The organism is Trinickia sp. (assembly GCF_057351765.1).
In genome coordinates this window covers 33,493-58,380 of sequence record NZ_JBMRBK010000092.1, presented here as the reverse complement: position 1 = coordinate 58,380, position 24,888 = coordinate 33,493, and the positions used below count along the sequence as shown (strand labels likewise).

General features: G+C 64.6%; 24 protein-coding genes and 3 pseudogenes. 8 read left to right on the top strand and 19 right to left on the bottom strand.

Going from position 1 to position 24,888, the window contains the following annotated elements:
* Positions 1 to 37 precede the first annotated feature (37 nt).
* Positions 38 to 1,039: an SDR family oxidoreductase gene (locus tag ACO1XS_RS25355; RefSeq protein ID WP_486391980.1), complete on the top strand. Its 1,002-nt coding sequence runs from the start codon at positions 38 to 40 to the stop codon at positions 1,037 to 1,039.
* 19 nt (positions 1,040 to 1,058) lie between these two features.
* Here the strand turns inward: ACO1XS_RS25355 and ACO1XS_RS25350 are convergent, their stop codons facing one another.
* From ACO1XS_RS25350 to ACO1XS_RS25315, 8 genes and pseudogenes are all read right to left on the bottom strand, one after another.
* Entirely contained in the window at positions 1,059 to 2,855 is a 1,797-nt protein-coding gene (locus ACO1XS_RS25350; protein WP_486391979.1) for a thiamine pyrophosphate-requiring protein, read from the bottom strand.
* 124 nt (positions 2,856 to 2,979) lie between these two features.
* Positions 2,980 to 5,742 carry a DNA ligase D gene (ligD, locus tag ACO1XS_RS25345; RefSeq protein ID WP_486391978.1) on the bottom strand — a complete coding sequence of 921 codons (2,763 nt, stop codon included), beginning with the start codon at positions 5,740 to 5,742 and terminating at the stop codon, positions 2,980 to 2,982.
* Positions 5,743 to 5,828: 86 nt separating this feature from the next.
* Positions 5,829 to 6,644 (bottom strand): annotated as a pseudogene (ku, locus tag ACO1XS_RS25340) (non-homologous end joining protein Ku); the annotation flags it as partial.
* Between the two features lie 87 nt (positions 6,645 to 6,731).
* A complete protein-coding gene (locus tag ACO1XS_RS25335) occupies positions 6,732 to 6,890 on the bottom strand; it encodes a DUF1328 domain-containing protein (RefSeq protein WP_331573870.1) in 159 nt (52 codons plus the stop codon).
* A gap of 30 nt (positions 6,891 to 6,920) precedes the next feature.
* Positions 6,921 to 7,553: a hypothetical protein gene (locus ACO1XS_RS25330; RefSeq protein WP_331573868.1), complete on the bottom strand. Its 633-nt coding sequence runs from the start codon at positions 7,551 to 7,553 to the stop codon at positions 6,921 to 6,923.
* Between the two features lie 83 nt (positions 7,554 to 7,636).
* A complete protein-coding gene (locus ACO1XS_RS25325; protein WP_486391977.1) occupies positions 7,637 to 7,915 on the bottom strand; it encodes a DUF1488 family protein in 279 nt (92 codons plus the stop codon).
* 66 nt (positions 7,916 to 7,981) lie between these two features.
* Positions 7,982 to 8,539 (bottom strand): type 1 glutamine amidotransferase domain-containing protein, encoded by a 558-nt coding sequence (locus tag ACO1XS_RS25320; RefSeq protein WP_331568005.1) that lies wholly within the window; start codon positions 8,537 to 8,539, stop codon positions 7,982 to 7,984.
* Between the two features lie 104 nt (positions 8,540 to 8,643).
* Positions 8,644 to 9,195 carry a ferritin-like domain-containing protein gene (locus ACO1XS_RS25315; RefSeq protein WP_331568006.1) on the bottom strand — a complete coding sequence of 184 codons (552 nt, stop codon included), beginning with the start codon at positions 9,193 to 9,195 and terminating at the stop codon, positions 8,644 to 8,646.
* Positions 9,196 to 9,423: 228 nt separating this feature from the next.
* Here ACO1XS_RS25315 and ACO1XS_RS25310 point away from each other — a divergent pair, with 228 nt between their 5' ends.
* Positions 9,424 to 9,798 carry a DUF3175 domain-containing protein gene (locus ACO1XS_RS25310; protein WP_440559619.1) on the top strand — a complete coding sequence of 125 codons (375 nt, stop codon included), beginning with the start codon at positions 9,424 to 9,426 and terminating at the stop codon, positions 9,796 to 9,798.
* 31 nt (positions 9,799 to 9,829) lie between these two features.
* Here ACO1XS_RS25310 and ACO1XS_RS25305 read toward each other — a convergent pair whose 3' ends face one another.
* Entirely contained in the window at positions 9,830 to 10,372 is a 543-nt protein-coding gene (locus ACO1XS_RS25305; RefSeq protein WP_331568008.1) for a hypothetical protein, read from the bottom strand.
* Positions 10,369 to 10,806 (bottom strand): response regulator, encoded by a 438-nt coding sequence (locus ACO1XS_RS25300; RefSeq protein WP_173256999.1) that lies wholly within the window; start codon positions 10,804 to 10,806, stop codon positions 10,369 to 10,371. The genes ACO1XS_RS25305 and ACO1XS_RS25300 overlap by 4 nt, the downstream gene beginning before the upstream one ends.
* A gap of 166 nt (positions 10,807 to 10,972) precedes the next feature.
* Between ACO1XS_RS25300 and ACO1XS_RS25295 the strand changes: the two genes are divergently transcribed.
* On the top strand, positions 10,973 to 11,827 hold the full coding sequence (locus tag ACO1XS_RS25295; RefSeq protein WP_331568010.1) for a MipA/OmpV family protein: 855 nt from the start codon (positions 10,973 to 10,975) through the stop codon (positions 11,825 to 11,827).
* Here the strand turns inward: ACO1XS_RS25295 and ACO1XS_RS25290 are convergent.
* From ACO1XS_RS25290 to ACO1XS_RS25260, 7 genes and pseudogenes are all read right to left on the bottom strand, one after another.
* A complete protein-coding gene (locus tag ACO1XS_RS25290) occupies positions 11,818 to 13,302 on the bottom strand; it encodes an efflux transporter outer membrane subunit (protein WP_486391976.1) in 1,485 nt (494 codons plus the stop codon). The two genes, ACO1XS_RS25295 and ACO1XS_RS25290, sit on opposite strands and share 10 nt — an antisense overlap.
* A 10-nt stretch (positions 13,303 to 13,312) precedes the next feature.
* Positions 13,313 to 14,470, bottom strand: a complete 1,158-nt coding sequence (locus ACO1XS_RS25285; RefSeq protein ID WP_331573492.1) for an ABC transporter permease — start codon at positions 14,468 to 14,470, stop codon at positions 13,313 to 13,315.
* Entirely contained in the window at positions 14,467 to 15,441 is a 975-nt protein-coding gene (locus ACO1XS_RS25280) for an ABC transporter ATP-binding protein (protein WP_486391975.1), read from the bottom strand. The genes ACO1XS_RS25285 and ACO1XS_RS25280 overlap by 4 nt, the downstream gene beginning before the upstream one ends.
* Positions 15,438 to 16,364 (bottom strand): HlyD family secretion protein, encoded by a 927-nt coding sequence (locus tag ACO1XS_RS25275; RefSeq protein ID WP_486391986.1) that lies wholly within the window; start codon positions 16,362 to 16,364, stop codon positions 15,438 to 15,440. The genes ACO1XS_RS25280 and ACO1XS_RS25275 overlap by 4 nt, the downstream gene beginning before the upstream one ends.
* Before the next feature lie 65 nt (positions 16,365 to 16,429).
* Entirely contained in the window at positions 16,430 to 17,140 is a 711-nt protein-coding gene (locus tag ACO1XS_RS25270) for a TetR/AcrR family transcriptional regulator (RefSeq protein ID WP_486391974.1), read from the bottom strand.
* Positions 17,141 to 17,218: 78 nt separating this feature from the next.
* Positions 17,219 to 17,818: pseudogene (locus tag ACO1XS_RS25265) on the bottom strand (sensor histidine kinase); the annotation flags it as partial.
* Positions 17,819 to 17,863: 45 nt separating this feature from the next.
* A pseudogene (locus ACO1XS_RS25260) lies at positions 17,864 to 18,631 on the bottom strand (PAS domain-containing protein); the annotation flags it as partial.
* A gap of 234 nt (positions 18,632 to 18,865) precedes the next feature.
* Between ACO1XS_RS25260 and ACO1XS_RS25255 the strand changes: the two are divergent.
* The 5 genes from ACO1XS_RS25255 (at position 18,866) to ACO1XS_RS25235 (ending at position 23,361) form a co-directional block, all read left to right on the top strand.
* A complete protein-coding gene (locus tag ACO1XS_RS25255; protein WP_331569933.1) occupies positions 18,866 to 19,258 on the top strand; it encodes a response regulator in 393 nt (130 codons plus the stop codon).
* Positions 19,259 to 19,455: 197 nt separating this feature from the next.
* Positions 19,456 to 19,656, top strand: coding sequence for a hypothetical protein (locus tag ACO1XS_RS25250; protein WP_331573951.1), 201 nt, complete (start codon positions 19,456 to 19,458; stop codon positions 19,654 to 19,656).
* 353 nt (positions 19,657 to 20,009) lie between these two features.
* Complete coding sequence (locus ACO1XS_RS25245) at positions 20,010 to 22,151, top strand: PAS domain S-box protein (RefSeq protein WP_486391973.1); 2,142 nt, start codon at positions 20,010 to 20,012, stop codon at positions 22,149 to 22,151.
* A complete protein-coding gene (locus ACO1XS_RS25240) occupies positions 22,148 to 22,798 on the top strand; it encodes a response regulator transcription factor (RefSeq protein WP_331573955.1) in 651 nt (216 codons plus the stop codon). Before ACO1XS_RS25245 ends, ACO1XS_RS25240 begins: the two co-directional genes overlap by 4 nt.
* 176 nt (positions 22,799 to 22,974) lie before the next feature.
* Positions 22,975 to 23,361 carry a response regulator gene (locus ACO1XS_RS25235; RefSeq protein ID WP_486391972.1) on the top strand — a complete coding sequence of 129 codons (387 nt, stop codon included), beginning with the start codon at positions 22,975 to 22,977 and terminating at the stop codon, positions 23,359 to 23,361.
* Positions 23,362 to 23,440: 79 nt separating this feature from the next.
* Here ACO1XS_RS25235 and ACO1XS_RS25230 read toward each other — a convergent pair whose 3' ends face one another.
* Together ACO1XS_RS25230 and ACO1XS_RS25225 are read right to left on the bottom strand one after the other, a co-directional pair.
* Positions 23,441 to 23,785, bottom strand: a complete 345-nt coding sequence (locus ACO1XS_RS25230; RefSeq protein ID WP_486391971.1) for an HPF/RaiA family ribosome-associated protein — start codon at positions 23,783 to 23,785, stop codon at positions 23,441 to 23,443.
* Positions 23,786 to 23,982: 197 nt separating this feature from the next.
* Positions 23,983 to 24,879: a glycine-rich domain-containing protein gene (locus ACO1XS_RS25225; RefSeq protein WP_486391970.1), complete on the bottom strand. Its 897-nt coding sequence runs from the start codon at positions 24,877 to 24,879 to the stop codon at positions 23,983 to 23,985.
* Positions 24,880 to 24,888: the final 9 nt, after the last annotated feature.

Here is a 24,888-nt window from a genome sequence, read left to right as displayed (position 1 = left end):
CCGAACGCCCCCATCAACGGACGAAACGGATATCTCGATGCTCGGCTCTCGCATACCGAAAGTAGTCGTCGTCACAGGCGCGAGTGCGGGCGTCGGCCGGGCCGCGGCGCTCGAATTCGCGCGGCTGGGCTCCGATGTGGCGCTGCTCGCGCGCGACCCGGGCGCGCTCGAACAAACGGCCGAGGAGGTGCGCGAGCGCGGTGTGTGCGCGTTGTCAATCGCGCTCGACGTCAGCACCGCGGAGGCCGTCGAAGCCGCCGCCACGCAAATCGAATCCACGCTCGGCCCCATCGACGTCTGGGTCAACAACGCGATGGTGACGGTGTTCTCGCCCGTCGCCGATATCGCCCCGGCGGAATTCGCGCGCGTGACCGAAGTCACCTACCTCGGCTACGTCTGGGGCACGATGGCCGCGCTCAAGCGCATGAGCGCGCGTAATCGCGGCGTGATCGTGCAAGTCGGCTCGGCGCTCGCCTATCGCGCGATTCCGCTTCAATCGGCCTACTGCGGCGCGAAGTTCGCGATTCGCGGCTTCACCGATGCCCTGCGTTGTGAGTTGCTGCACGACAAAAGCCGGGTCCGCGTAACGATGGTCCAAATGCCGGCACTCAACACGCCGCAGTTCGACTGGGCACTGAACCGCATGCCCCGCGCACCGCGTCCGGTACCGCCCATCTATCAGCCCGAGGTCGCCGCACGCGCCATCGTTCATGCCGCCATGCATCCGAAGCGCGAGTTGTGGGTAGGGCTGTCGTCGATCAAGGCGATCGTTGCGAACAAGCTTGCACCGGGTTGCCTCGATCGGTATCTCGCGCGCAACGCCTATGAGGCGCAGCAGCGCGACACCGCGGCGGACCCGGCACGCCCCGTCGATCTCTGGCAGCCGGTGGCCGGCCGACATAGAACGCGCGGCGCTTTCGATGCGCAAGCCAAAACGACGAGCGCCACGCTGTGGCTCGATACGCACCGCGGCGCCGCGCTGAGCGCCACGGTGGCCGTCGCGCTCGCCGCGATGCTGTTGCGGCGGCGCGCCCCTTGACGATCGATCAGGAGTCCTATCAGGAGTCCTTTTTGCCCGGCAAGACCGACGCCATGACTTGCTTGGCCGTATTGACGAGCACGCTGCCTTCGCGCGGGTCGCCTTCCATCAGCGTGCGCATGAACTGACGCGCCTGCGTGAGCGTGATATGCGGCGGCAACGGCGGTACTTCGGGGTCAGTCTTCACCTCGAGCACCACCGGCTGCGACGCCGATAGCGCTTCGTCCCACGCCGGGCCCAACGCCTCGGGGCGATCGACGTAGATGCCCTTCAGTCCGATCAGCTCGGCGAAGCGGTGGTACGGCACGTTGGGCAGGACCTGGGACGCGTCGAACTTCGGATCGCCCTCCATGACGCGCTGCTCCCACGTCACCTGGTTGAGGTCCTCGTTGTTGAGAACCATGCAGATCCAGCGCGGGTCCGCCCACTGCTTCCAATACTTCGAGACCGTGATCAACTCGGCCATATTGTTCATTTGCATCGCGCCGTCGCCGACCATCGCAATGACGGGCCGCTGCGAGTGCGCGAACTTCGCGGCGATGGCATACGGCACGGCAGCGCCCATCGATGCCAGGCCGCCCGAAAGCGAGCACATCATGCCGCGGCGGATCTTCAGATCGCGCGCAAACCAGTTCGCGCATGAGCCTGAGTCGCTCGTCAAAATGACGTCGGGGGGCAGACGCGGTGACAGCTCGGTGAATGCGCGCTGAGGGTTGACACCTGTTTTCGTCGTTTCGCCCGCACGCTTGTCGAGCGTCGCCCACCAGTCCTCGGTCCAGTGCGCGATACGCTTTTGCCAGGCGTCGTCGTCCTTCTGGTCGATGAGCGGCAACAGGGCGCGCAGCGTCTGCGCGGCATCGCCCACCAGGCTGACCTCCATCGGATAGCGCAGGCTCAGCATGCCGGCATCGATGTCGATCTGCACGCCGCGCGCGTCGCCCTCTTTCGGCAAGAATTCCGAATACGGGAAGCCCGAGCCGATCATGAAAAACGTATCGCAATTCGTCATCAGCTCCCAGCTCGGCTTGGTGCCGAGCAAGCCGATGGAGCCCGTCACCCACGGATATTCGTCGGGCACGACGGCCTTGCCGAGCAGCGCCTTCGTCACGCCGGCTCCGAGCTTCTTGGCCATTGCGATGACTTCGTCCGTTGCATTGAGCGCCCCCGCGCCAACGAGCATCGCCACGCGGCTGCCCGCGTTCAGCACATCGGCGGCCCGCGCGAGGTCGGTGGGCGCCGGCACGACGCACGGCCGCGAATAGCCCACGCCCGAGTGCGCCGTTCCGTGCTTGCGCGCCGGCGGGGCGTAATCGAGTTCCTGCAGATCGCTCGGCAAGATGATGGCAGTGACCCGCCGTTCGGCAAGCGCGATGCGTACGGCGCGATCGACCATGTGCCGCACCTGCGCCGGCACGCTCGCTTGCTGCACATAAGCGCCTGCGACATCCTTGAGCATGGACGCGATGTCGATTTCCTGCTGATAGTGCGCGCCGAGCCCCGCACGCGCCTGCTGGCCGCAGATGGCCAGCACCGGCATATGATCGAGCCGCGCGTCGTAGAGTCCCGTCACGAGGTGCGCGGCACCGGGCCCCGAAGTCCCGATGCAAACACCGAGCTCGCCCGTGAACTTGGCATGCGCGCTGGCCATGAATGCCGCCATTTCTTCGTGGCGTGCCTGAATGAATTCGATCTTTCCCTCAGCGCGGTTGAGCGCGCCGAACACCCCGTTGATGCCATCGCCGGGGTATCCGTACATTCGCCGCACCCCCCATTGATGCAATCTTTCGACGATGAAATCGCCTACTGTTTGCGCCATGCCTGCCTCCGCTATGCGTTGAACCCTGAAGCAGCGTCCGGCGCCGATCGGCACCCGGGGCGCCGGACACTAACGCAAGAAAAGGCTGCAAAAAGCGGACCCAGCGGCGGCGGCTTTCCCTGCCTCAGCGGGACTTGTCCATGCCCAGGCGGTCGCGCATCTCGCGCGTGATCCGCTGCCGCGTTTTCGCATAGTCGGCCCACGGATCGGCCCGCAACGTGTCCAACCTCTCGTGAAGATTCGTGACGGTCCACTGGGCGCCACCCGTCGTCTGCTCGACCTCTTCCCATGCGAGCGGCACCGATACGCCCATCCCCGCGCGCGCGCGCGGCGAAAAAGCGACGACCGTGCTGGAGCCCCGGTTGTTGCGCAGATAGTCGACGAAGATGCGGCCGCGCCGGTTCTGCGCCCCCATCTTCGCGCTGAAGCGATCGGGCAGCGTGGCGGCCATGTGCTGGGCGGCCGCCTGCGCAAACGCCTTGACGTCGTCCCACCCCGCCTGTTTCGCGAGCGGCACGACGACGTGCAGCCCCTTGCCTCCGCTCGTCTTGCACCACGACTCGAGCCCCAGTTCCTGCAGCAGCGAGCGCGTCAGCAGCGCCGCCTCGATCATGCGATCCCAGCCCAGCTTCGGATCGGGGTCGAGATCGAACACGACACGGTCGGGCTTTTCTATGTTGGAGGCGACGGCGTTCCAGGTGTGCAACTCCACGGTCCCCATCTGAGCCGCACCGACGAGCGCTTCGACACTGCCGATCGTCAACAGCGGCGGGTGACCGGGATCGAGTCCTTCATGCTGTGTGATATGCGGAATCTCGAGCCGGCTCGTCGTGTGCTTCTGAAAGAAAAGTTCTCCTTCGATACCCCCGGGCGCACGCACGAGCGCAAGCGGCCGGTCCTTCAAATGAGCGAGCATCCAGGGCGCGACCCATTCGAAATAACGCGCGAGATCGCCCTTGCGAAATCCCGAAGTGCCGTCGATGACACGGTCCGGATGTGAAATTCGCACACCGGCGACGGTCGTTTCATCGGTCGATGTCGAGGAGCGGCGCGAGCTTGGATGAGCCGACGCCCGCCCCGAGGTTCCACGGTGCGCCTTGCGGCCAGGCGAAGGGGCTGACGGTTCACGCGTTTGCGAACGCACTGGGTCTCCTTTGCGCGGCGTCTCTTGCGCGACCTCGTCCGCAGGCTTGTCTTGCCTGAGGCTGATGAACGATGCCTGACGCACGATGCGCTCGCTCGTCCATTCCGAGAAATTACATTCCGCGACCAGCTCGGGCTTCACCCAATGCACGCGCGTCCGACTGCGCTCGCGCGGCATTTCGGCAAACGGCATCTCAGCGGTCTCGCGCTCGTCGAGGGCCTTTTTGATGGTACGCAGCGTCGTCGTGTCGAATCCCGTGCCGACGCGCCCCGCGTAGTGCAGCCGGCCATTGACGTCATGGACGCCCAGCAGCAGCGCGCCGAAACCGGTACGGCTGCCAGACGGCTCGGTGTATCCGCCGATCACGAACTCCTGCCGCCGCCGGCAGCGCAGCTTGATCCATGCGCCGCTGCGCGTCGAGGTATAGGCGCTGTCGCGCCGCTTGCCGACGATTCCCTCGAGCGCCATTTCGCAGGCACTGCGCAAAAGGTCGTTCGCGTCGAGCGCGAAATCCTCGGAAAACCGTATCGTTTCCTGTTCGGGCTCCTCCATCAACGCACGCAACAAAGCGCGCCGCTGCACGAGCGGCACTTTGCGCAAATCGTAGCCATTGAGGTAAGGCAAATCGAACAGGAAAAAGACGATTTCCTGGGGCCGATTGGCATCGAACGCGTTTTGCAGCGCCTGGAAACTGGGCACGCCGCGCGCGTCGAGCACCGTCGCTTCGCCATCGAGCCACGCCGTTTCCACGTCGAGCGCGGCCAACGCTTCGATCTGTCGGCTGAACTTGTCGGTCCAGTCGAGCCCGCTGCGTGTGAACACTCGCACGGGCTTCGATCGATCCTTGCGATCGATGCGGACCAGCATGCGGTAGCCATCGAACTTGATTTCGTACGACCAATCGTCGCCGGTCGGTGCCGAATCGACGAGTGTCGCCAATTGCGGCTTCAGCGAGGCGGGCAACGGCGCCTTCGTCGCGCCTTCGATGGCCGGCGAGCGGGCGAGCTCGCGCAGCGACTCCGAGCTGCGTGTCGCAACGATATCGGGCCGTCCGCTTTTCTTTTCGCCCGCGTGCGGCGCCTTGGCGGGCACCGCGAGCCGACCGGCCTGCTTCGCCTCGCGCGTCGTCCTGGAGCGTGCGGTCGTCGCAGCTTTGCCGCGGCCTCGCGCCTTGTCATGACCGTTACCGAGCACGCTTCCCGGACGCTCCACGATCACATCGAATTCCGCTTCGCTGCGGGCCTCCTCGTCGCGCTCCTTGATGAGCAGCCACTGCTCCTTGTCGCCGCTGCCGCGCATACCGCTGCGTACGAGCGCCCAGCCGCCGTGAAGCTTTTGGCCATCGAGCGTGAACTTGAGCCGGCCGGCCTCATAAGCCTTGCGCGCCTCCTTCGGCCCCCCGGCCGGTTCCCAGGTGCCGCGGTCCCAGACGAGCACCGTCCCCGCGCCGTAGTTGCCTTCGGGAATTTCGCCCTCGAACGACCCATATTCCACAGGATGGTCCTCGACGTGAACGGCGAGCCGCTTCACGGAGGGATCGAGGCTCGGCCCTTTCGGCACCGCCCACGAATGAAGCGTGCCGTCGAGTTCGAGCCGAAAGTCGTAATGCAGGCGCCGCGCGTGGTGCTCCTGGATCACGAAAGACAGTTCATGCTGTCCGCGGCGCGCGCGCGCTGCGCCGGCCGGCTCCGGCGTCTCGCCGAAGCGGCGCTTTTTGCGGTAGGTATCGAGGTTTCCAGCCATGCTAGCGATCCCGACGGTCGGTGAGATGGATCGGCCGGCGCATCATCGCGATACAGACGACGATCGACGCGCCAGTGCCCTTGCTACGCCGCATGCTTGCCGCGCCCGCGCCCCAGGCTGCGCTTGAGCAGTTCGGACAAGTCGACGACGTCGGCGGTTGCGCGCCGATGCGCGGGTGCCTTGGCCGCTTCGCTGATCTCGCGTGTCTTGCCCTCGCGCACCTTCTTGTCGACGAGCGCGAGAATTTCATCGCGAAACGTGTCGTGGTACTCGCCCGGATTCCACGATTCGGTCATGTCCTCGATCAGCTTCTTGGCCATCTCGACCTCGCGTGCGTTGACGCCCGCTTTCTTGGCGTCGGTGGGCGGCAGGGCGAGTTCGTCGATAGCCAGCACTTCTCCACCCCAACGCAGCGTGTTGAGCGCGAGCACCGGGCCGGCGGGAATCAACGCGGCCAGATGCTGCTTGTTGTGCAGCACGACACTGGCGATGCCGATCTTGCCCGTCTGCGCGAGCGCTTCGCGCAAGAGCGCATAGGCCTTCTTGCCCTGCCGTTCCGGAACGAGGTAATAGGGCGTATCGAGATAAAGGAACGAGACCGAATAGGCCTCGACGAACGAAAGAATATCGACGGTTTGAGTCGACTCGGGGCTCGCCGCGCGGATTTCCTCGTCGGCGAGCAGCACGTAATGTCCTTTTTCGTACTCGAACCCGCGCACGATGTTTTCCCGGGACACCTCCTTGCCCGTGCGCTTGTTGATCTGCTTGTAGCCGATCGGATCGGCCGTTTCCTTATCGAGCAGGTTGAAGCTCGTACGCTCGGGCCGCGTGGCGGGATGCAGTTGCACCGGCACGTTCACGAGGCCGAAGCTGATGGCACCTTTCCAGATGACGCGTGACATGGCGGCTCCTTTCGCGCAACGGGCGATACTTGCCTTCAAGCACGAAACGCGCCGCCGCGCATCACGTGCCCGGCATCGGCGGATTCGTCATCGGAACGTGGCGAGCAACAGCGTCGCCACGAAGATGACAACGAAGATGAAAAAGAGAACCTTGGCGATTTCGGCCGCCCCCGCCGCGATACCCGTAAAACCGAATATCGCGGCGATGACCGCAACCACGAAGAAAACGATGGCATAGCGGAGCATGATCTTTTTCCTGGAGGAACGATGCGGGTGTCAACGCTGCGCGGGCTGCGCGCGCGAACCGTGCTCCGGGCCGGACGCCGCTTGCGCGGCTGCACTGCCACGCGAGGCGTCCATGGGTTCGACGTCTTTCGTCGGATCGAAATCGGCCCAGCGTCCGTGCTGCCAGCGCCCATGCGCACGCTCGATCTCGAGGCTGCCCGCCTCGCGCAGCACCCGGGCCACCGTGTCCTGGTTGTCGGGGCTCACGTGTACCGCAACGAGCACGCCGGAACCATGGCCCTGATGCAGAACCTGCCGCTCGGGCACCTTGCCGCCGCCTCGCGTATGCGTCATCGCACCGACGAGCGAGCCGATGTACGCGCCGACGCCCGCTGCAACGATAAGGACAACGAACGGAGCGGAGATCACGGAGAAAAGCGCCACGCCGACCGCGGCGCCCAACGCGGCGCCGATCACACCGCCTTTGCCGGCACCGACGGAACTGCGCGAGGCCTGCCGGTCGGCGTATTCGTCGCCACCGACGGGAAACCGGGCATGCTGGCCCGGCGGATTGACGAAAAATAGCGTGACGTCTTCCTGAACGATTCCCGCGTCGAAGAGACGCGCGGCGGCGGCTTCCGCCTGAGCAAACGTGGTAAACCGACCTGCGACGATCAGCGACATGGCGTGACCTCCAGTGTGGTTGGCAGTCCTTATTGGTTGGCAGTCCTTATCGAGCACCGGTTCCTGGATCCGCTTTCGGCTCCTCAGGCGTCGTCCATCCTGAACAGGCCGCTGCGCAGCACGACGGCCGCGCCGTCGTTGGCCTCGATCGCGCGCGTGCACACGGAACGGATGCGCTCCGTTCCTTCATGATAGGCACGCAGGATGTCTTCGGGCAACGCCGAACGGGCGCCGAAATGATCCTCGAGCGCTTCGGCCGTCACAGCGCAGGCGAGTTCCACGCCGTCGACCACCGCGGCGAAGCGCACCACCATCTGCGCTCCGTCGAAAACGGGTTCCTCGTCGGGGTAGTCGATACGCATCAATGCTTCTCCATGTGGTCCCCGATGCCGGCTGCCGGCCGCCGCGCGCAGCGTTCATTCACTCCATCAAGAGGCGCGCGCACCGTGCCGCGCCAGTCGCTCGATGATCTTCCGATTGAAGGCGGGGATATCGTCCGGCTTGCGGCTCGTGATGAAGTTGTCGTCCTCGACCACTTCCTCGTCGACCCAGGTCGCGCCGGCATTGCGCAGGTCGTCCTGCAAGCTCGGCCAGCTCGTCATCGTATGTCCCTTGACGATACCGGCAGAGATAGGCAACCAGGCACCGTGACAAATCACCGCCACCGGTTTGTGGGCCTCGTCGAGCGCGCGCACGAACGCCTGCGCTTCCGGGACCGTCCGTATCGCGTCGCTGTTGACGACTCCACCCGGCAAGATGACGGCGTCGTAGTCTTCGGGCCGCACCTGGTCGAACGTCGCGTCGACGGTCACCATCGCACCGCGCTCGACGTGCTGGAAGCCTTGAAGCTGTCCAGGCTTCTTCGAAATGACGTGGACGAGCGCCCCCGCTTCGGAGAGCGCGCGCTTCGGCTCGATCAATTCGGCTTCTTCGAAGCCGTCCATCGCCAGCATTGCAACCTTGCATCCTTGAAGCGTCTTGCTCATGAGTCGAACTCCTCGAACAGGTGATGAACGTCTCTCATTCCGGCATCTCATCCCTTCTCGCGAGCAAGCCCGGTGCCAGCGTCACTTTTCCCTCGTTTCCTCACTCATTTCTTCAATTCGGCGGGCAATCCTTCAAGCAGGTCGGCCATATCGTCGGCATGTTCCTCTTCCACGGCAAGTATCGATTCCATGATGCGGCGCGACGTCGGGTCCTTTTCTCCGAGGTAATCGATAATTTCGCGGTAGCTGTCGATCGCGACGCGCTCGGCCACCAGGTCTTCGCGGATCATCTCGACGAGCGATCCCCCTTCGACGTACTCGGCATGGCTGCGCGAGAGCAACCCCTCCGGCGAGAAATTCGGCTCGCCGCCCAGTTGCACGATGCGCTCCGCGATTTGATCCGCGTGGCCCAGTTCCTCTTGCGCATGCTGGAGGAATTCGTCGGCAACGCTTGTCGAATGGATCCCTCTCGCCATGAAATAGTGGCGCCGGTAGCGCAGCGTGCAGACTAGCTCGGTCGCTAGTGCGTCGTTGAGCAGCTTGAGCACAGTCTCTCGGTCAGCCTTGTATCCGGCCGTGACGGCGCCCTCGGAAATGTGTTCTCGGGCTCGCTTGCGAATCTCTTTGACGTCGGTCAGAAACGGTTGTTGAGCCATGGTCCTCTCCAGGGATTGCGCGGTTGTGTGAAGGAAAATCGATGACGCGCCGGCAGGTGCGCCATCGGCGGTCGGTCGCTATGGGCAAGGCGCGCACTTTCGTCACGCACGCATCACTCGTGCCAGCGGGAGGGCAACCGGCTGAGCGCGGCGGCACGGACGTTGCATCGAGGGTGGGAGTCGAACTCGTGTGAATCGATTCCACCTGATTGTCAGAAAGGCGTACCGATGGCTCATTCATCCACACCTCATTCGTCGACGCGTCGCCGCTCCGGTCACCCACCCCGGCAACGCCACGCCGAGGCCTCGAGCCGCAAAACGCGCAAATCGCCCCACCGCTGGTCGCATCACGTCATGGAGACGAGCGACGCACTCGATCTCGAGTCGGGGATCTTCAAATCGGGCAGCGCCGAGGAGATCGCTCAGTCGCTCAAACGCTCCTCGCTCGCCAGCCGCCGACGCCGCGGCACACCGTTTCAATCCGCAATGTCGATGCTGAACTTCTATTTGAATCGCGCAGGCAGGAATTTGCCGAAGACACGTCGGCGCGTGCTCGAGAGCGCGAAGGGAAAGCTGCGCGAAGCGTTCGGACGCGCGCGGTAGCCGCTCCTTGCTGACGGCCGCGCGCCGCGCATCATTCGCTCGAATCCGTCGGGAACACGTCCGGCTGCGCAAGCGTGCGGTAAGGAGGCTTGCCGGCGGGATCGTCCATCATGTCGTCGATGACGCGTTCGACGTCGGCCGTCTTCGCGAGCTCGGACAGGAAGGTCTTTTTATCGAACCCCGGTCCAACGCAACCCTGCACGTAGACGAAGCGGCGTTGCAGGGTCAACCACAGCGTCGTCTTTTCCTTCCAATGAGTGGCGGATTCGATGTTCGCGAGCCGCCGCTTGACCGCCTCGGCGATTTCCTTGTCATAGAGGTAGCCGTTCGAGAGCCGGCACCGCCCCTCCCACCAGCAGCTGTTGCCGCGTTCGACACGCCAGTGGCTCTCGGCACGCCACTCGCTTTCCGTTTCGAGCGGCCCGAGCGGTTCGGGGCAATGGGCAACCGCCTGCGAAATCGAAAGGAACGGATCGTTGCCGCGATTGAGTCGTTGGGTGTCCTGGGCGTGCGCCGCCGCACTCGCCAATGCGAGCGCCAGCGCACAGGCCGCGGCCGGTCGGCGCGGGCTCATGCGCTCGTGAATTCCAGCACACGCAGGATCAACTGCGGTGTCAGCGGCTTGGCGCAGTGGGCGTCGAAGCCGGCCTCGCGCGCGCGTTCGCGGTCCTGCGACGACGCATAGCCGCTACAGGCGATCAGCAGCATGTCCGCGGTGCTCGGATCGGCGCGCAACCGCCGCGCGAGCTCCAGCCCATCGAGCCCGGGCATCGCGATATCGAGCAGCGCGGCAAACGGCTGCCATTCGCGCGCGATTGCACACGCCTCGAGCGGATCGCTCGTTGCACGGCATTCGAAACCGTCGGCATCGAGCAAAAGTTGCAACGCTTCGGCCGCGTCGCGATAGTCGTCGACGACGAGCACCCGGCGATGATGAGCCATCACCGGCCGGAACGTTCGCCAAAGAACGACGTCTTCGCTTGAATCGGCCTTGCTGGGGTCGGTCACGAGCAGCTCCCTTGTCGTACGTCAACACCGCGCGAACATCTGGCACTGCAAAATACGCACCTGCCCGGCGCCCAGTGCGCTTCGGCATGCACATTGCTCCCGGTTCTGGCACGATTGACGTCGTACGAGCGCGGCATCCGATAAACAAAGCAACCAGGAACGAACCATGTCGATCTCCACAGCGGCACCGCGTGGTGCCCTCGCCGTCTTTCTGAGCGCTGCCATGCTCCCGCTTGCCGCCATCGCGCAAACACCGTCACCGCTCGCACAGTGGCAGTACTCGTCCGGCATCACGCTCGAACAAATGTTCCTGCCGCAACTGCCTACCTGGCGGATTCGCGTCGGCCCGTCGATCAGCTTTCAGCCGCGATATGACGGGGCGAGCAGCTACCACATACTCGCGGGGCCAAGCATCGACATTCGCTACCGCGATCGCTTCTTCTTTTCCACGGGCGAAGGCCTGGGTGCCAATGTCGTGACGGGGCCGAACTGGCGCGCCGGCATTGCGTTGTCCTACGATCTCGGCCGGCGTGCAGCCGACGATCTCGATCATCTGCACGGTATGGACAATATCAATCCGGCGCCCACGATGCACCTGTTTGGCGAGTATGTCGTGTCAAAAACCTTTCCGCTCGTCGTCCGCGCCGACGTGCGACGCGCCATGGGCGGCGATAACGGTTGGGTGGGGGATCTCGGCACTTATATGCCGATGCCGGGAAGTTCCGAAAAATTCAATTGGTTTGCCGGTCCGACCGTCACGTTTGCCGACTCCCGCTATATGAACAGCTGGTTCGGCGTCAACGCCAACGAATCCGCCCGCTCGGGTCTGCGCCAGTATCACGCCTCGGCCGGCGTCAAGTCCGTCGGGTTCGGCGTAGCCGCCACCTGGATGGCGAACAAACATTGGCTCGTGACGGGCAACGTCGCATATCAGCAACTCGTCGGCTCGGCCGCCAATAGCCCGATCGTTCAGCGCCGCGGCTCAGGCGTCGTCGACTTCGCTGTCGATTATCAATTCTGAGCAGGCAATGACGGTGCGTCGTGCGCCTCGCGCTGCTCGAGCGGCGAGCCGCCCAACGACTGATAAAGCGCCGCCGTGTCGGCAAGACGATCCGCCTGGGCCTTCGTGCGGTCGAGACCTGCCGCGAGCGCCTGACGCTGAGCATCGATCAGCGCGAATTCGCTGATCCCTCCGGCCGCGTAGCGAGCCGAGGCGACGTGCAGGCTCGCCTCGGCTTCGCGCGACGCCGCGTCGCGCATATCGAGCGTTTCGGCATCGCTTTGCAATGCCTGCAACGCATCGGCCACCTGTTGCAGTGCCTGCAGCACCGTCTCGCGATAATCGGCCAGCGCCGCCTGGTAGGTGGCCTGCGCCGCCCGTCGCTGCGCCCGCAGCGCGCCGCCGCGAAAAATCGGCTGGGTCATGCTCAGTCCGATGCTCCAGACGTTGAACTGCTTCAGGATGTCCCGGATATGCGTGCGTTCCGATCCCGCGCTCGCCGCAATCGAAAACTGCGGAAACAGATTCGCCGTGGCCACGCCCACGTCCGCGCTCGCCCGATGCAGCAAGGCTTCGGAAGCGCGAATATCGGGCCGCTCGCGCGCGAGCGTCGACGGCAGTGTGACCGGCACGGTACCGGGCACGCGCAATTCGTCGAGCGCGATATCGCCCATATCCGCCTCGGCGCTCGGCAGCCCGACCAGCACCGCGAGCCGATGCTCGGTCTGCGCGAGTTGCGCGGCGAGCGGCGGTATCGTCGCGCGCGTTTGAGCCAATAGCGTGCGCTGCGCGTGCACATCGAGCTCGGACACTCCGCCGGCGGCTTGCCTTCGCTCCATGATCCCGAGCTGCTGCGCTTGCGCGGCTGCGAGCTGTCGCGTCAAGGCCAGCTGCTGCCGCAACGATGCCCGACGAATCGCCGCCGACACCACGTTGCCCGCCAATGAAAGCCGCGCCGCATCGAGCTCGAATGCCGCATAGTCCACCTGCGCCCGCGTTCCTTCGAGGGCACGCCGGTTGCCGCCGAAAACGTCGAGCAGATAGGTCACGCTGACCGACGCATCGTAGAGCGTAAACGGCGGCGGGCTTGCCGTGTTGGCCAGCCCGAACGAGGCGAGATCGACTTTGCGGCGCGTCGCCGATAAGCCCGCATCGACGCTCGGCAGCTCTGTCTGCCCTGCTTGCGCGCGGTAGTTCTCCCGCGCGGCGATCAGGCGAGAACGCGCAGCCTCCACTGTCGGGCTTCGATGCAATGCTTCGTCCACGAGCCGGTCGAGTTCGCCCGATCCAAAGCCCCGCCACCATGCGCGCGGCGCGGCGTCCGAGCGGATGAAACGCTGCGCGCCGCCGCCCGGCCCCCTCGGATCGACTGTCTCGCTCGGCATCGGCTCACGCGTATACGCTTGCGCGCGCGGTGCGGCCGGCGAGTGGAAATCCGGGCCGACGGTGCAGGCACTCAAAGCGAGCAACGACAGCATGACGAGGCGTGGCGTCATCGTGGAGCCCCTAATCGAGCGTACGCCGATAAAAGCGCACGGCAACGCCCATGACGAGCAGCGTAAACAGCGCAAGCGGCCAGACCGAAGGCCACATGTCGGACCAGCCGATGCCTTTGAGCAGGATTCCGCGTACGAGCCGTGTGAAATAGGTGAGCGGCAGCAGATCGCCGATGAACCGCGCCCAGACCGGCATGCCCGCGAACGGAAACAGAAATCCGGACAACAGGATGCTCGGCAGAAAATAGAAGAACGTCAGCTGCATGCCTTGCAACTGGTTTTGCGCAAGCGAAGACAGCGTGATACCGACGGTGAGATTGGCCGCGATGAACAGTAAGGCCGCGACATAGAGGGCGATGAGGCTACCGGCGAACGGCACATGAAAGACGAGGCGCGCGGCAGCAAGAATGATCGACACCTGCAGCAGACCGATGAAGATATAAGGCACGATCTTGCCGGTCATGACCTCGAGCGGCTGCACCGGTGTCGCGAGCAGATTCTCCATGGTGCCGCGCTCGCGCTCGCGCGTGATCGCAAGCCCCGTCATCATGACCATGGTCATCGTCAGAATCACGCCGATCAAACCCGGCACGACGTTGTACTGCGTGATGCCCTCGGGGTTGTAGAGCCGATGCACCTGAATTCCGAACGCGGCGGGACGTCCGTTCAAATGCGCGAGCGCTCCCGTCAGATCCTTGTCGACCACCGGTTGCACGAGATTCGGCAATGCCTGCAGCGCGGAGCCGGTCGCGACCGGATCGGTCGCATCGGCTTCGACGAGCAACGACGGATGCTCGCCGCGCAGCAGCCGCCGAGAAAAATCGACAGGTACGCTGACGACGAACTGCACCTCGCCGCGAGCGAGCGCGCGGCGTCCCGATGCCTCGTCGGGAAGACTCTCGACCACATCGAAATAATCGGAATGCTTCAACGCCGAAATGAAACTGCGCACGAAAGGACTCTGATCGGACACCACGACCGCGGTCGGCAAGTGCTTCGGATCGTCGTTGATGGCGAAACCGAACAGCGCCAGCTGAATGACAGGAATGCCGACGATCATGGCGAACGTCACACGGTCCCGCCGCAATTGCAGAAACTCCTTTTGCACGATGCTCCACCATCGCGCGAACGAGAAGCGGGCAACGCGCGGAGAGGGCGCGGCATTCATGGCCGGGAGCCCCCGGCGTGCGCCTCGTTGTTCGGTGCGCGCGTCATGAGATAGATGAAGACATCTTCCAGGCCGGTCGCGATCGGTGCCACGCGAAAGCGCGCATGCCCCGGTTGCGCCCCTTCCTTCTCGATTTCAGCGAGGGTTGCCGCCAGCGCCGCGCGATCGCTTCCACTCACGTGCAGCGCGGAGCCGAAGACCACGGTCTGGTCCACGCCCGGCTTGGTTTTCAACCGCTCGGACAGCGCGGTCAGCCCTTCCCCCTCGATCGTCCAGGTGCAAAGGTGCTGTGCATCGATCACTTCGGCCGCGCTGCCTTGCGCAAGCAGCGTACCGTCCGCGATATACGCGAGCTTGTGGCACCGCTCGGCCTCGTCCATGTAATGGGTGCTGACGAGGACCGAAATGCCGCGCGCCGCCAGTCGATGCAGCTCCTCCCAAAACTCCCGCCGCGCATTCGGATCGACACCGGCCGTCGGCTCGTCGAGCAACAGCAATTCCGGTTCGTGCAGCATGCAAGCCGCCAGGGCCAGCCGCTGTTTCCACCCGCCCGAAAGCGCCCCCGCGAGTTGATCGGCGCGCTCGGCAAGGCCTAGCGATTCGAGCGAGCGCTCGACGGTCTCCTTGCGGTTCGGCATTTCGTAGACGCGTGCAACGAAATCGAGGTTCTCGCGAATCGAGAGATCCTCCCAATAGGAAAAACGTTGCGTCATGTAGCCGACGTGGCGCTTGATCTGCGCGCTCTCGCGCACGATGTCGAAACCCAGGCATGTGCCGCTGCCCGAGTCCGGTGTCAGCAGACCGCACATCATCCGGATCGACGTGGTTTTGCCGCTTCCGTTCGGGCCGAGAAAGCCGAAGATTTCGCCGCGCCGCACCTGCAACGAGACGTCTTTGACGACATGCTTGGCACCGAATCGCTTATTGAGCCCACGCACGTCGATCGCGTAGTCGTTTGCCGGCGCGCTCATCGCAGACGCACCTCCACGGGCTGGCCCGGATGCAGCTTCGCGGCATCGGCAACGGCAGGATGTGCTTCGACCATGAAGACGAGCTTTGCGCGCGTCTCGTTGCTATAGATGACCGGCGGCGTGTACTCGGCTTCGCGCGAAACGTAGGTGATCGTCGCGGGCACATCGGCCGCGCAGCCATCGCAATGAACCATGACCTCGCGGCCCGCCGCGAGCCCGCCCACGACCGGCTCCGGCACGAAGAACCGTACCTTGACGTTCTGCGGCGGCAACATCTGGACGACCGGATTGCCGGCTTGCACCCATTCGCCGATGCGATAAAGCGTGTCGTAGACGATGCCGGCCTGCGCGGCGACGACGCGTTTTTGATCGACCTTCCACTGTGCCTCGTCGACGCTGGCTTGGGCCGCCTCGACCTGGGCTTTTTGCGCCCCGATCTGTTCGACTCGCGCGGGCAATCTGGCAACCGCGACCTGATTCGTCAACTCGCGCACCTGCGCGGCGCTGGCGTCGGCCAGCGCGCGCGAGTCGTCGAGCTGAGCCTTGGCGATGCCGCCTGCGCGGTACTGCGCTTCGTCGCGCGCCAGTTGTTGAGCGGCCTTGCGCGCATTCGCGACGGCCTGTGCGAGCTGCGCCTTCGTCACGTTGACCTCCGGGGGGCGCTTGCCGCTCGAAATGTCGGCCAGTTGGGCTCGAGCCGCACTCAACTGCTGAGCGGCCTGATCGAGCGCCGCCGTTTCGTAAGTGGACTCGAGCGCGAAAACGGGCGCGCCGGCCGCGACCTGCTGCCCACGGTGCACGCTCAATTGCGCGAGCGTGCCCGATTGCGACGATGCGAGGTACACGAATTCGCCTTCCGCGTAGCCCTGCCAGCTCACAGGACGCTCACGCGTGCACCCGCCCGCGGCGAGGCCCAACGCCATGACCCACACGCCGAGCATCGACCGATGCCGCCCGCGCAGGCTGCGCCGCGACGTCGCGAGGGGCTTCATGTGCGGCTCCTTGCCGGCTTGCTCGCGCCGCGGCCCCGCGTAGCCGCGGCCGGTTGCAAGCCGCTCGTCAGCAATGCCGCGACGTGCCGCTGCAGCGCAGCACGGCCGAGCTTGGGCATCTTGTGCAGCCCTTGCCATATCGTCGCGGTCGCAAGCGGCAGCATGACGAGCCCGAGTATCGATAGAAAAAGAAACGGCGCCTCGATATCGGGATTCACCGTGCCGGCTCGCTGCGCGGCTTGGATCCGGTGCGCGAAACGTCGGAGGTTGTCCATCGGAATACGTGCAAGCAGCCGCTCGCGCAACATGCCCCCTTCGTTGACGACTTCGCGCAACCACAAGGACGGCAACCACGGCATGCGCCCCGTGACGTCGAACAGACGGTCGGCAAGCTCATGCGCGAGTTGCGCCGCATCCTCCTCGTAGTCCGCCTCACCGACTTGCCAGACGAAGTGAATAGCGCGTGCGATGCGCTCCTCGACGACGATATCGAGCAACGTTTCGCGATTCTTGAAGTAATAGTGGACCATCGCCGAAGTCACGTCCGCCGCCGAGGCGATCTGTGCCATCGTCGTCGCGGCGATGCCTTGCGCGGCAAAAAGCTCGGTCGCGCGATCGAGGAGACGTTCGCGTCCGTCGAGATCGGGCGCGGCGCGGCGCCGCCCCCGCGTCCTGGGTTTCGGCGCGCCGGATGCAGTCCTGTTCATGCTTCAAATTTAATTCATGCGTTAGTTAATTTCAAGGTCGATTGCGGCGATACGCCCCATGCAGGCCGGAAACCCTTCCTATTCGACCGCGTACCGTGGAATCGAAATATGGACGATGAACCCGCCCGCGGCATCGGGACCCGCCGTCACGGTGCCGCCCAGGCGGCGCACGCGGTCGCGAATACCGGCGAGGCCGGATGGCGGCGGCCGGTCCTTGCGCAACTCGGTGTCATCGCTGCCGCCCGCGGCCGCGGCCGTCCCGTTGTCGCTGATCTTCAGATCGCAAATCGAGGCGGCGCAGCTCAGCGCCACTTCGACAGACGTCGCGCCCAACGCATGGCGCATCGCATTGCTGAGGCTTTCCTGCACGATCCGGAACAACGCTGTCGAAGCCGCTTCGCTGAATGTGACGTCCTGCGTTTCGGTCACGAGCGAGACATGCAAATCGGAGCGCCGCCGACAATCCTCGATAAGCCATTCGAGGGCGGGCACGAGCCCGAAGTCGTCGAGCGCGGCGGGGCGCAAACCCGCGGCGAGGCGCCGCACCGAGACGATGGCGCGATCGACGGCATCGCGTAGTTGCGCGGCACGGGCAGTGTCGTCGGCAAGCACGGTGGCGAGCCCCATCTTGAGCGCCGTCAACTGCTGGCCGAGATCGTCGTGCAGTTCTCGCGCGATACGTTTTTTTTCTTCCTCGCGCGCAGCCTCGATTCGGGCCGCGAGCTCGCTCGCGTATTGCAACTGCCGCAGCTCGTTGCGCTCGGTCATGTCTCGCGTGACTGCCGCGAATCCGATCAACTGGCCTCGCGGCCCGTAGACAGCGGTGATGATGACGTTGGCCCAAAACCGCGAACCGTCCTTGCGCAGGCGCCAGCTCTCGTCCTCGGTACGCCCGTGGGCGGCCGCGGCCGCGAGCTCCGCCTGCGGCTTGCCGGCCACGATGTCTTCCATCGGGTAAAAACGGGAAAAATGCTGGCCTATGATTTCCGATGCGCCAAATCCCTTGAGACGCGTCGCACCCGCGTTCCAGCTCGTGACGTGTCCCTGGGGGTCGAGCATGAAGATGCCGTCTTCGACGGCATCCATGAGCCGCCTGAGCCGCTCTTCGCTTTGCTGCGTCCGCTCTTCATGGCGGCGGCGCTCGGTCATGTCGCGCGTGATCTTGGCATAGCCCGTCAGCACGCCCTGCTTGTCGCGCAAGGCCGTAATGACGACGTTGGCCCAAAAACGGCTTCCGTCCTTGCGCAAACGCCAGCCCTCGTCTTCCCAACGCCCGTGCGCGGCCGCGCGCGCGAGCTCTTCGTCCGGATAGCCGCGCGCGACGCTCTCGGGAGGATAAAAAACGGAAAAATGGCGCCCGATGATTTCGTCGGGGAGGTAGCCCTTGATCCGCTGCGCACCGCCGTTCCAGGTCGCAACGTATCCGTCCGCGTCGAGGAGGAAGATCGCGTAATCGTTGATCGCTTCCACGAGCGAGCGATAACGCTCGTCGCCCGACACACGGTCGATCGACGAAGCCGCGCGCCGGCCATTCGTGAAGTGCGGGCGTGAATCCACGGAGACTCCCGGGCAGAGATGTCGCCAGTCTAATCTCCAGCACAATGCTTGCCAACCAGCCGCGCTGGCCGAAGCTGTAAGCCGTGTCCGACACGGCCGCCCGAATGCGCACAGCAATTGCATCCTGCACCGATTTGCAACCGCGCGGGTTTCGGCCAGACTGCGTGTATGGATTCGAACCTGCCGCCACCGGCCTTGAAGGTGTTTCTCGTCGAGGATCACCCCACCATTCGCGAGCGCATCGCCGAGCTCGTCCGCTCCGTCGCCGGGACGCAAGTCGTCGGCATGGCCGATGAGCCCGATGGCGCTTGCGCCGGCATCGGCCTCACGCAACCGGACATGGTCGTGCTGGATTTGCAGCTCAAATCGGGAACGAGCGGATTGGCCGTACTCGAGTGGCTGCGCGAGCATGCCCCGGGCATTGCCGCCATCGTGTTGACGAACGCGATCTACCCGCAAATGAAAGCCGCGTGCTTGGAGCTCGGCGCACGCCTGGTCCTCGACAAATCGTCCGAAGCCCTGCGTGTACGCGACGCGGTGCGCGAGCTCGCTCACCGCTGAGGTTGTAGGCGAATCCCGACAATCGGCGCGCTCGCCGCTTACGCCAGATTCAGCCCGACCTGATTTCAAAGAGATCCGGTGAAGCCGATACTGAATCCAACACCAACGTAACCGCGACACCGATACAAACGCCGCCGGCATGACCGGATATCGAGTGCCAGGACGCGGCCAATGCGGATGCGCTACGGAGATACGCGATGTCGGACCACACAACGAAAGACGCACGCGCGAGCGAGGTCGAGGAAATCGTGCAGCTCGCACGCGATGCCGGTCTGCTGGTGACCCTCGATGGACGCATCGGACGCGAGACCTATCAGAGCGTCGGGGGCTCGCTCGCATCGTTTCTGCGCTTCGTCGATGCGTTGCGCCGCGCGCTGGCCGAGAAAGAGCCAGTCTGAATCCCGGCATTTATTGCGGCATCTATTGCGCATAGACAAGTCCAGCGTGCGGTGAATCGATTGACGCAAGTCAATGCGGTCCGTTCTTTCGGATAGCCATCATCTGACGCCTTGCGACGTTCGCCGGGCGGCGCGATGAACGCAATGTCGGTTAGCGCCGACGAGCTTCCATCCCACCCTCCTTTTTCGGCCATATCGGCCATCGCGTTCCGCCATTGGCAGGCGGCCGTAATTCGCGCACAATTTCGCCCAATGTCGCCGCTGACCGCGCAGGTCATCGGAAACACGCGTGCATTTGATCGATCACGGACCTCGCTCGGCCGTTCGAAGCCGGACCACCAAAAAAATTTCGCATGCCAGACGTTGCTGCCTCGCCGCCCCCCGCCGCACCGCCCGGTCGCCTCCGAGGCCTGTCGGGCCGTTCGCGCGAGCCTCTTTTCGCAGCGGTCGTCGCGGCTTGCCTCGTCTTCCTGATCACCGCTGTCGCCACGACGCTCGTCCGGCAACGCCTGCTCGATTCGGCGCAAGAGCGCTTCGACATGACCGCGAGCCGCCTGACGGTGGACCTGCATCGCGAACTCCAGATGTGCACCCACATCGTGCGGGGGGCTGCCGGCTTCATCGGGGCGCAGGATACGATGCCCAGCACCGACGCGTGGGAGCGCTACATCGCTCATCTGGCGCTCGACGACGCCCCGCCGTGCGTGCGTACACTCGGCTATGCGAACATTTCGAGCGGCGAACTCGTAACGGGTAGCGCCGCGAAAGTCATGCTCATGTGGCCCCGGCGTCCCGACGGCACGGGGCAATTGCAGCTCGACACCCGCCCGGATACGCTGCCCGCACTGCAACGCGCTGCCGATTCCGGGCAAGTCGTACTGAGCGTCCATGCGAGCCAGAAAGACGACGATATCGACAGCGCCGATCACGCGCAGCGCGCGCGCGTCGATATGTACCTCCCTGTCTACCGCAATGCGCCCATGCCGATGACGGGCTCGGCCCGTCGTGCCGAGCTGGCCGGCTTTATCCTGGCGCAAGTCGATACCGAATATCTGTTTGCCAGCGTCGCGGCCCGATCTCCGCGCGTCGATATGCGCGTCGCGGCCGGCACACCCGCGGTCGCACTCTATCCGCCCGCGGCATCGCTGCAGGACTTCCCCATGCCGTCCGGCTCGCCCGCACGCTTTCAGCACACGGACAAACTGCATTTCGGCGGTCAACTCGTCAGCGTCAGCTATGCGAGCGACGACCCGCTGCTGAGCGCGCCGCTCGGCTTCGCCACCGGCGCGTTCATCGCGTCGGGCCTGCTCGCGGCGCTGATCGCGGGCGCCACCGCGTTCGTATTCGCGTATCGCCGCGGCGAAACCCTTGCCACCGCCGGGTTGGCACGCTCGCTCTCGTCGCTCAACGAAGCCCGGATGATGGCCATCGTGCGGGCTTCCTCCGAAGCGATCATCACACTCGACGAGGCTCAGCGCATCGTCATCTTCAACCCGATGGCCGAGCGTATTTTCGGATGCTCCGCCATGGACGCCATCGGCAGTTCGCTCGACCGCTTCATTCCCGAGCGCTACCGCGACATGCACCGCAAACACGTCGAGCAGTTCGGCGCGACGGGCGTCACCGAACGCCAGATGGGGCGCCAGCGCGTGCTCACGGGATTGCGTGCCAACGGGGAGGAATTCCCGATGGAAGCGTCGATTTCGCAGATTTCCGACGGCGACGGACAGCGCAAGTTCTACACCGTGATGTTGCGCGACGTCACCGAGCGGGTCAAAGCCGAGAACGAATTGAAGGCATCGCGCCAGGAGCTGCGCGAACTCTCGGCCAACCTGCAGAATGTGCGCGAAGACGAGAAGACGCGCATCGCGCGCGAGCTGCATGACGATCTCGGGCAGCAATTGACCGCTCTGAAGATGGATATCTCCTCGGTCCAGCAAGTGCTGGGCGCGCAGGACGGGGTGCCGGCCGCCGTGCTGACCCAGTTGCAAGGCATGCGCCGCATCATCGATACGACGGTCGGCTCCGTCCGGCGCATTGCGGCCGATCTGCGGCCCGTGATGCTCGACGACCTGGGGCTTTTACCCGCCATCGAATGGCTACTCAACGATTTCACGACGCGCTACAGCATCGAGGTGGCGCGCCGCATCGAGCCGGGCGACGTGCTTTTTTCGCGCAACGGGGCAACGGCGCTGTTTCGTATCATGCAGGAGGCACTGACGAACGTCATCCGCCATGCCGAAGCCACGCGTGTCAGCGTCGAGTTCACGGTCGCGGACGATCGATGCCGGCTTCGGATTGCCGATAACGGACGCGGCGCCGCCCCGGAAGACACCGAAGGCCACGGGGAAAAGACTTTCGGGCTGTTGGGGATTCGCGAGCGCGCCCACATGCTCGGCGGCTCCGTCGAAATCCAGACAGCCACCGGGCGCGGGTTCGCGATAACCGTCATACTGCCGCTTGCAGCAATACAACAGGAAGAGGCGCTGCCATGACCAGAGTTCTATTGGCCGATGACCATACGCTCGTGCGCGACGGTCTGAGGCACATTCTGCAAAACACGAGCGGTTTCGAAGTTGCCGGCGAAGCCTACGATGGACCGACCACCGTCAACCTCGTCAGAGGCACCCCGGCCGACGTGCTGGTGCTGGATCTGTCCATGCCGGGACCCCGCACAGGCGTCGAGCTCGTCAAACAGATCAAGGACGAGACGCCATCGCTGCGCATACTGGTACTGACCATGCATGCCGAGCAGCAGTATGCCGTACGCGCGTTCAAGGCCGGCGCTTCGGGCTATCTGACGAAGGAAAGCGCCAGCACGGAACTCGTCGCGGCAGTCACGAAGGTCGCCGCGGGGGGCGTCTACGTCAGCCTGTCGATGGCAGAACGCCTGGCGCAAAGTCTGAACGAGCCCACCGACATGGCGCCCCATCAGCGCCTTTCGGATCGCGAGTTCGACGTCTTCCGGCGCATCGCCGCGGGCCAGACCATCACCGAGATCGCCCACGAACTGTGCGTCAGCGCAAAAACCGTCAGCACCTATAAAACGCGCATCCTCGAAAAGATGCAGATGCCGCACGAAGCGGCGCTCGTGCGCTACGCGATCCAGCACAAACTGTTCGACGACAGCGACCAGATATGAGCGCGAACCGGTTCCGCCAAGCGCACACCGGCACAATCGACGCCCCATCGGTGGCCGGTAGGAAACGTCCTACAGGGCGCTTCGTCAACACCTACGCGATCTTCTTATTTGGCCGATTTGCAGCCGCCTGACGGGCGATGATACTGGTGAGTATGAGCTCACCTACGTCATCTCCTTTGAAGGTCTTCGTCGTCGAAGACTCCATGCTCGTGCGCAAGCGGCTGGCCGAACGGATTCAGCCGCCCGCCGGGGCGGGGCTGATCGTCGGCGAGGCGGAGGATGTGGAGGCGGCGCTTCGCGGCATCGCAGCAAAGGAACCGGATGTGGTCATCGTCGATCTGCGGCTGACGGATAGCCACGGCATCGATCTTCTGCACGCGTTGCGCGACCGTACGGATCCCATCGTCACCATCGTGCTGACCAACTACGCGAGCGATGTTTTTCGCGAAGCGAGCGCCGCCGCGGGCGCCGATTACTTCTTCGACAAGACCACCGAATTCGATCGGGCGATGGAGACCATCGCGCGGCTGGCCCAGGAAAAAAACGAGGACGCGGCAGGCTGAAACGCCACGAGCCGCCCCGGCCTGCGACACGCGGGGCCGCCCCGATTCCCGCGTCGCCAATGTACGCACCCGTAGGCGCTCAGGCACTTGCGGCGCCGGATCCGAGCGGCATGCCGTCGCAACCGGCCAGCTTGCGCTCAGCGTGATCGAACGCGGCGCGCACCGCGGCTTCCGGATCGTCGTCCGCGCAGTGAGGCATCGGCAAAAGCTGGCCGCTGGGCGTCACGAGATCGAGCCTTGCGTCGAAAACCGTATGCTGATTCGCCGAAATCTCCTCTATCGCGAGGTGACAGCTTCCGAGCATGCGACTGAACCGTTCGAGACGCAGCAGTTGTACCGCAGCCTCGGCTTCTATCCGCGCGTTCCCGGGAAACCCGAGATACACGATCTGCATGCCGATGCCCATCACCGCCTCCTCGTTCAATCGATTGCGCCGTGCCCGCATAGGACAGCAGCTACGACACAATCTTCGCGCGCGCACGAAAAGACACGTTGACCTGGGTCAACGGCAAACGAGTACCGTGCGTGGAAGGATAGGCGGCGATAGTTGACGAAATGGGCGGTGCGGGTGTGCGGCGCCGTATCCCCTGCGCCCCACCCCGTGTCCGACGTCGCGCGAACTCAGGACAGCGAATGCGTTGCGTCCGCCGGCGCGACCGGCCGCACGCAATAGGCGGCTGACGTTTGTGCGGCAAGCGGGCGTACGCAGTAAGCCGCATCTGCTGCCTTCGCCATCGGCCGCACACAGTAAGCCGCCGATGCGCCCTCGGCAAGCGGGCGCACGCAGTAACCTGCCTGCGACCCTTTCGCCATCGGTCGCACACAGTAAGCCGCATCCGCCGCCTTCGCCATCGGTCGCACACAGTAGGCCGCCGACGCCCCCTCGGCAAGCGGGCGCACGCAATAGGCCGCATCCGCCGCCTTCGCCATCGGCCGCACACAGTAAGCCGCCGACGCCCCCTCGGCAAGCGGGCGCACGCAATAAGCCGCATCCGCCGCCTTCGCCATCGGCCGCACACAGTAGGCCGCCGACGATTCGTCGGCAAGCGGGCGCACGCAGTAGGCGGCCGACGCCGTTTCGTCCAGCGCCTTGACGCAGTAGGCGGCCGTCGCACCAATGCCTTCGTTCGCTTCTCCGAACTCGCGCATCATCAGCGCCTCGCTGGCCGCCGCCTGTTGCACGCGTTGCGACTCGTGCTCCGCGCCGCCGATGCCGAGATACGGATCGTGATGGAGCATATGCCCGAAGATCGCTTCGCAGTCCGAACCGTAGCGCTGCGTATCGAGAATGTGCATGTGCCAAAACTCGTCGACGGCCTCGCTCGGCACCACAGGCATGTCCGGATACTTCGCGGCCAGCTTGAGAAACTGCCGATAACCGATTTCCGCGCGGCGGACCTCCTCGACGCGCGCCTCGTCACGATGCCCGTGCAGCAGCTTCGCCTTGATGCGCTCGAAATCGAGCTCGTCGATGGCTTGCCACATGGCCGCTGTTTGTTTTTTCGATGATCGTTGCATGGTCTTCCT

Bases quoted from the DNA above. Each gene is read 5' to 3' on its own strand.
- ACO1XS_RS25290 (WP_486391976.1), bottom strand. From the start codon at position 13,302: ATGACGCCACGCCTCGTCATGCTGTCGTTGCTCGCTTTGAGTGCCTGC.
- ACO1XS_RS25315 (WP_331568006.1), bottom strand. From the start codon at position 9,195: ATGGCTCAACAACCGTTTCTGACCGACGTCAAAGAGATTCGCAAGCGA.
- ACO1XS_RS25330 (WP_331573868.1), bottom strand. From the start codon at position 7,553: ATGTCGCTGATCGTCGCAGGTCGGTTTACCACGTTTGCTCAGGCGGAA.
- ACO1XS_RS25245 (WP_486391973.1), top strand. From the start codon at position 20,010: ATGCCAGACGTTGCTGCCTCGCCGCCCCCCGCCGCACCGCCCGGTCGC.
- ACO1XS_RS25350 (WP_486391979.1), bottom strand. From the start codon at position 2,855: ATGGCGCAAACAGTAGGCGATTTCATCGTCGAAAGATTGCATCAATGG.
- ACO1XS_RS25285 (WP_331573492.1), bottom strand. From the start codon at position 14,470: ATGAATGCCGCGCCCTCTCCGCGCGTTGCCCGCTTCTCGTTCGCGCGA.
- ACO1XS_RS25270 (WP_486391974.1), bottom strand. From the start codon at position 17,140: ATGAACAGGACTGCATCCGGCGCGCCGAAACCCAGGACGCGGGGGCGG.
- ACO1XS_RS25280 (WP_486391975.1), bottom strand. From the start codon at position 15,441: ATGAGCGCGCCGGCAAACGACTACGCGATCGACGTGCGTGGGCTCAAT.
- ACO1XS_RS25335 (WP_331573870.1), bottom strand. From the start codon at position 6,890: ATGCTCCGCTATGCCATCGTTTTCTTCGTGGTTGCGGTCATCGCCGCG.
- ACO1XS_RS25250 (WP_331573951.1), top strand. From the start codon at position 19,456: ATGTCGGACCACACAACGAAAGACGCACGCGCGAGCGAGGTCGAGGAA.
- ACO1XS_RS25355 (WP_486391980.1), top strand. From the start codon at position 38: ATGCTCGGCTCTCGCATACCGAAAGTAGTCGTCGTCACAGGCGCGAGT.
- ACO1XS_RS25275 (WP_486391986.1), bottom strand. From the start codon at position 16,364: ATGGCGTTGGGCCTCGCCGCGGGCGGGTGCACGCGTGAGCGTCCTGTG.
- ACO1XS_RS25240 (WP_331573955.1), top strand. From the start codon at position 22,148: ATGACCAGAGTTCTATTGGCCGATGACCATACGCTCGTGCGCGACGGT.
- ACO1XS_RS25325 (WP_486391977.1), bottom strand. From the start codon at position 7,915: ATGCGTATCGACTACCCCGACGAGGAACCCGTTTTCGACGGAGCGCAG.
- ACO1XS_RS25255 (WP_331569933.1), top strand. From the start codon at position 18,866: ATGGATTCGAACCTGCCGCCACCGGCCTTGAAGGTGTTTCTCGTCGAG.
- ligD (WP_486391978.1), bottom strand. From the start codon at position 5,742: ATGGCTGGAAACCTCGATACCTACCGCAAAAAGCGCCGCTTCGGCGAG.
- ACO1XS_RS25305 (WP_331568008.1), bottom strand. From the start codon at position 10,372: ATGAGCCCGCGCCGACCGGCCGCGGCCTGTGCGCTGGCGCTCGCATTG.
- ACO1XS_RS25225 (WP_486391970.1), bottom strand. From the start codon at position 24,879: ATGCAACGATCATCGAAAAAACAAACAGCGGCCATGTGGCAAGCCATC.
- ACO1XS_RS25320 (WP_331568005.1), bottom strand. From the start codon at position 8,539: ATGAGCAAGACGCTTCAAGGATGCAAGGTTGCAATGCTGGCGATGGAC.
- ACO1XS_RS25310 (WP_440559619.1), top strand. From the start codon at position 9,424: ATGGCTCATTCATCCACACCTCATTCGTCGACGCGTCGCCGCTCCGGT.
- ACO1XS_RS25295 (WP_331568010.1), top strand. From the start codon at position 10,973: ATGTCGATCTCCACAGCGGCACCGCGTGGTGCCCTCGCCGTCTTTCTG.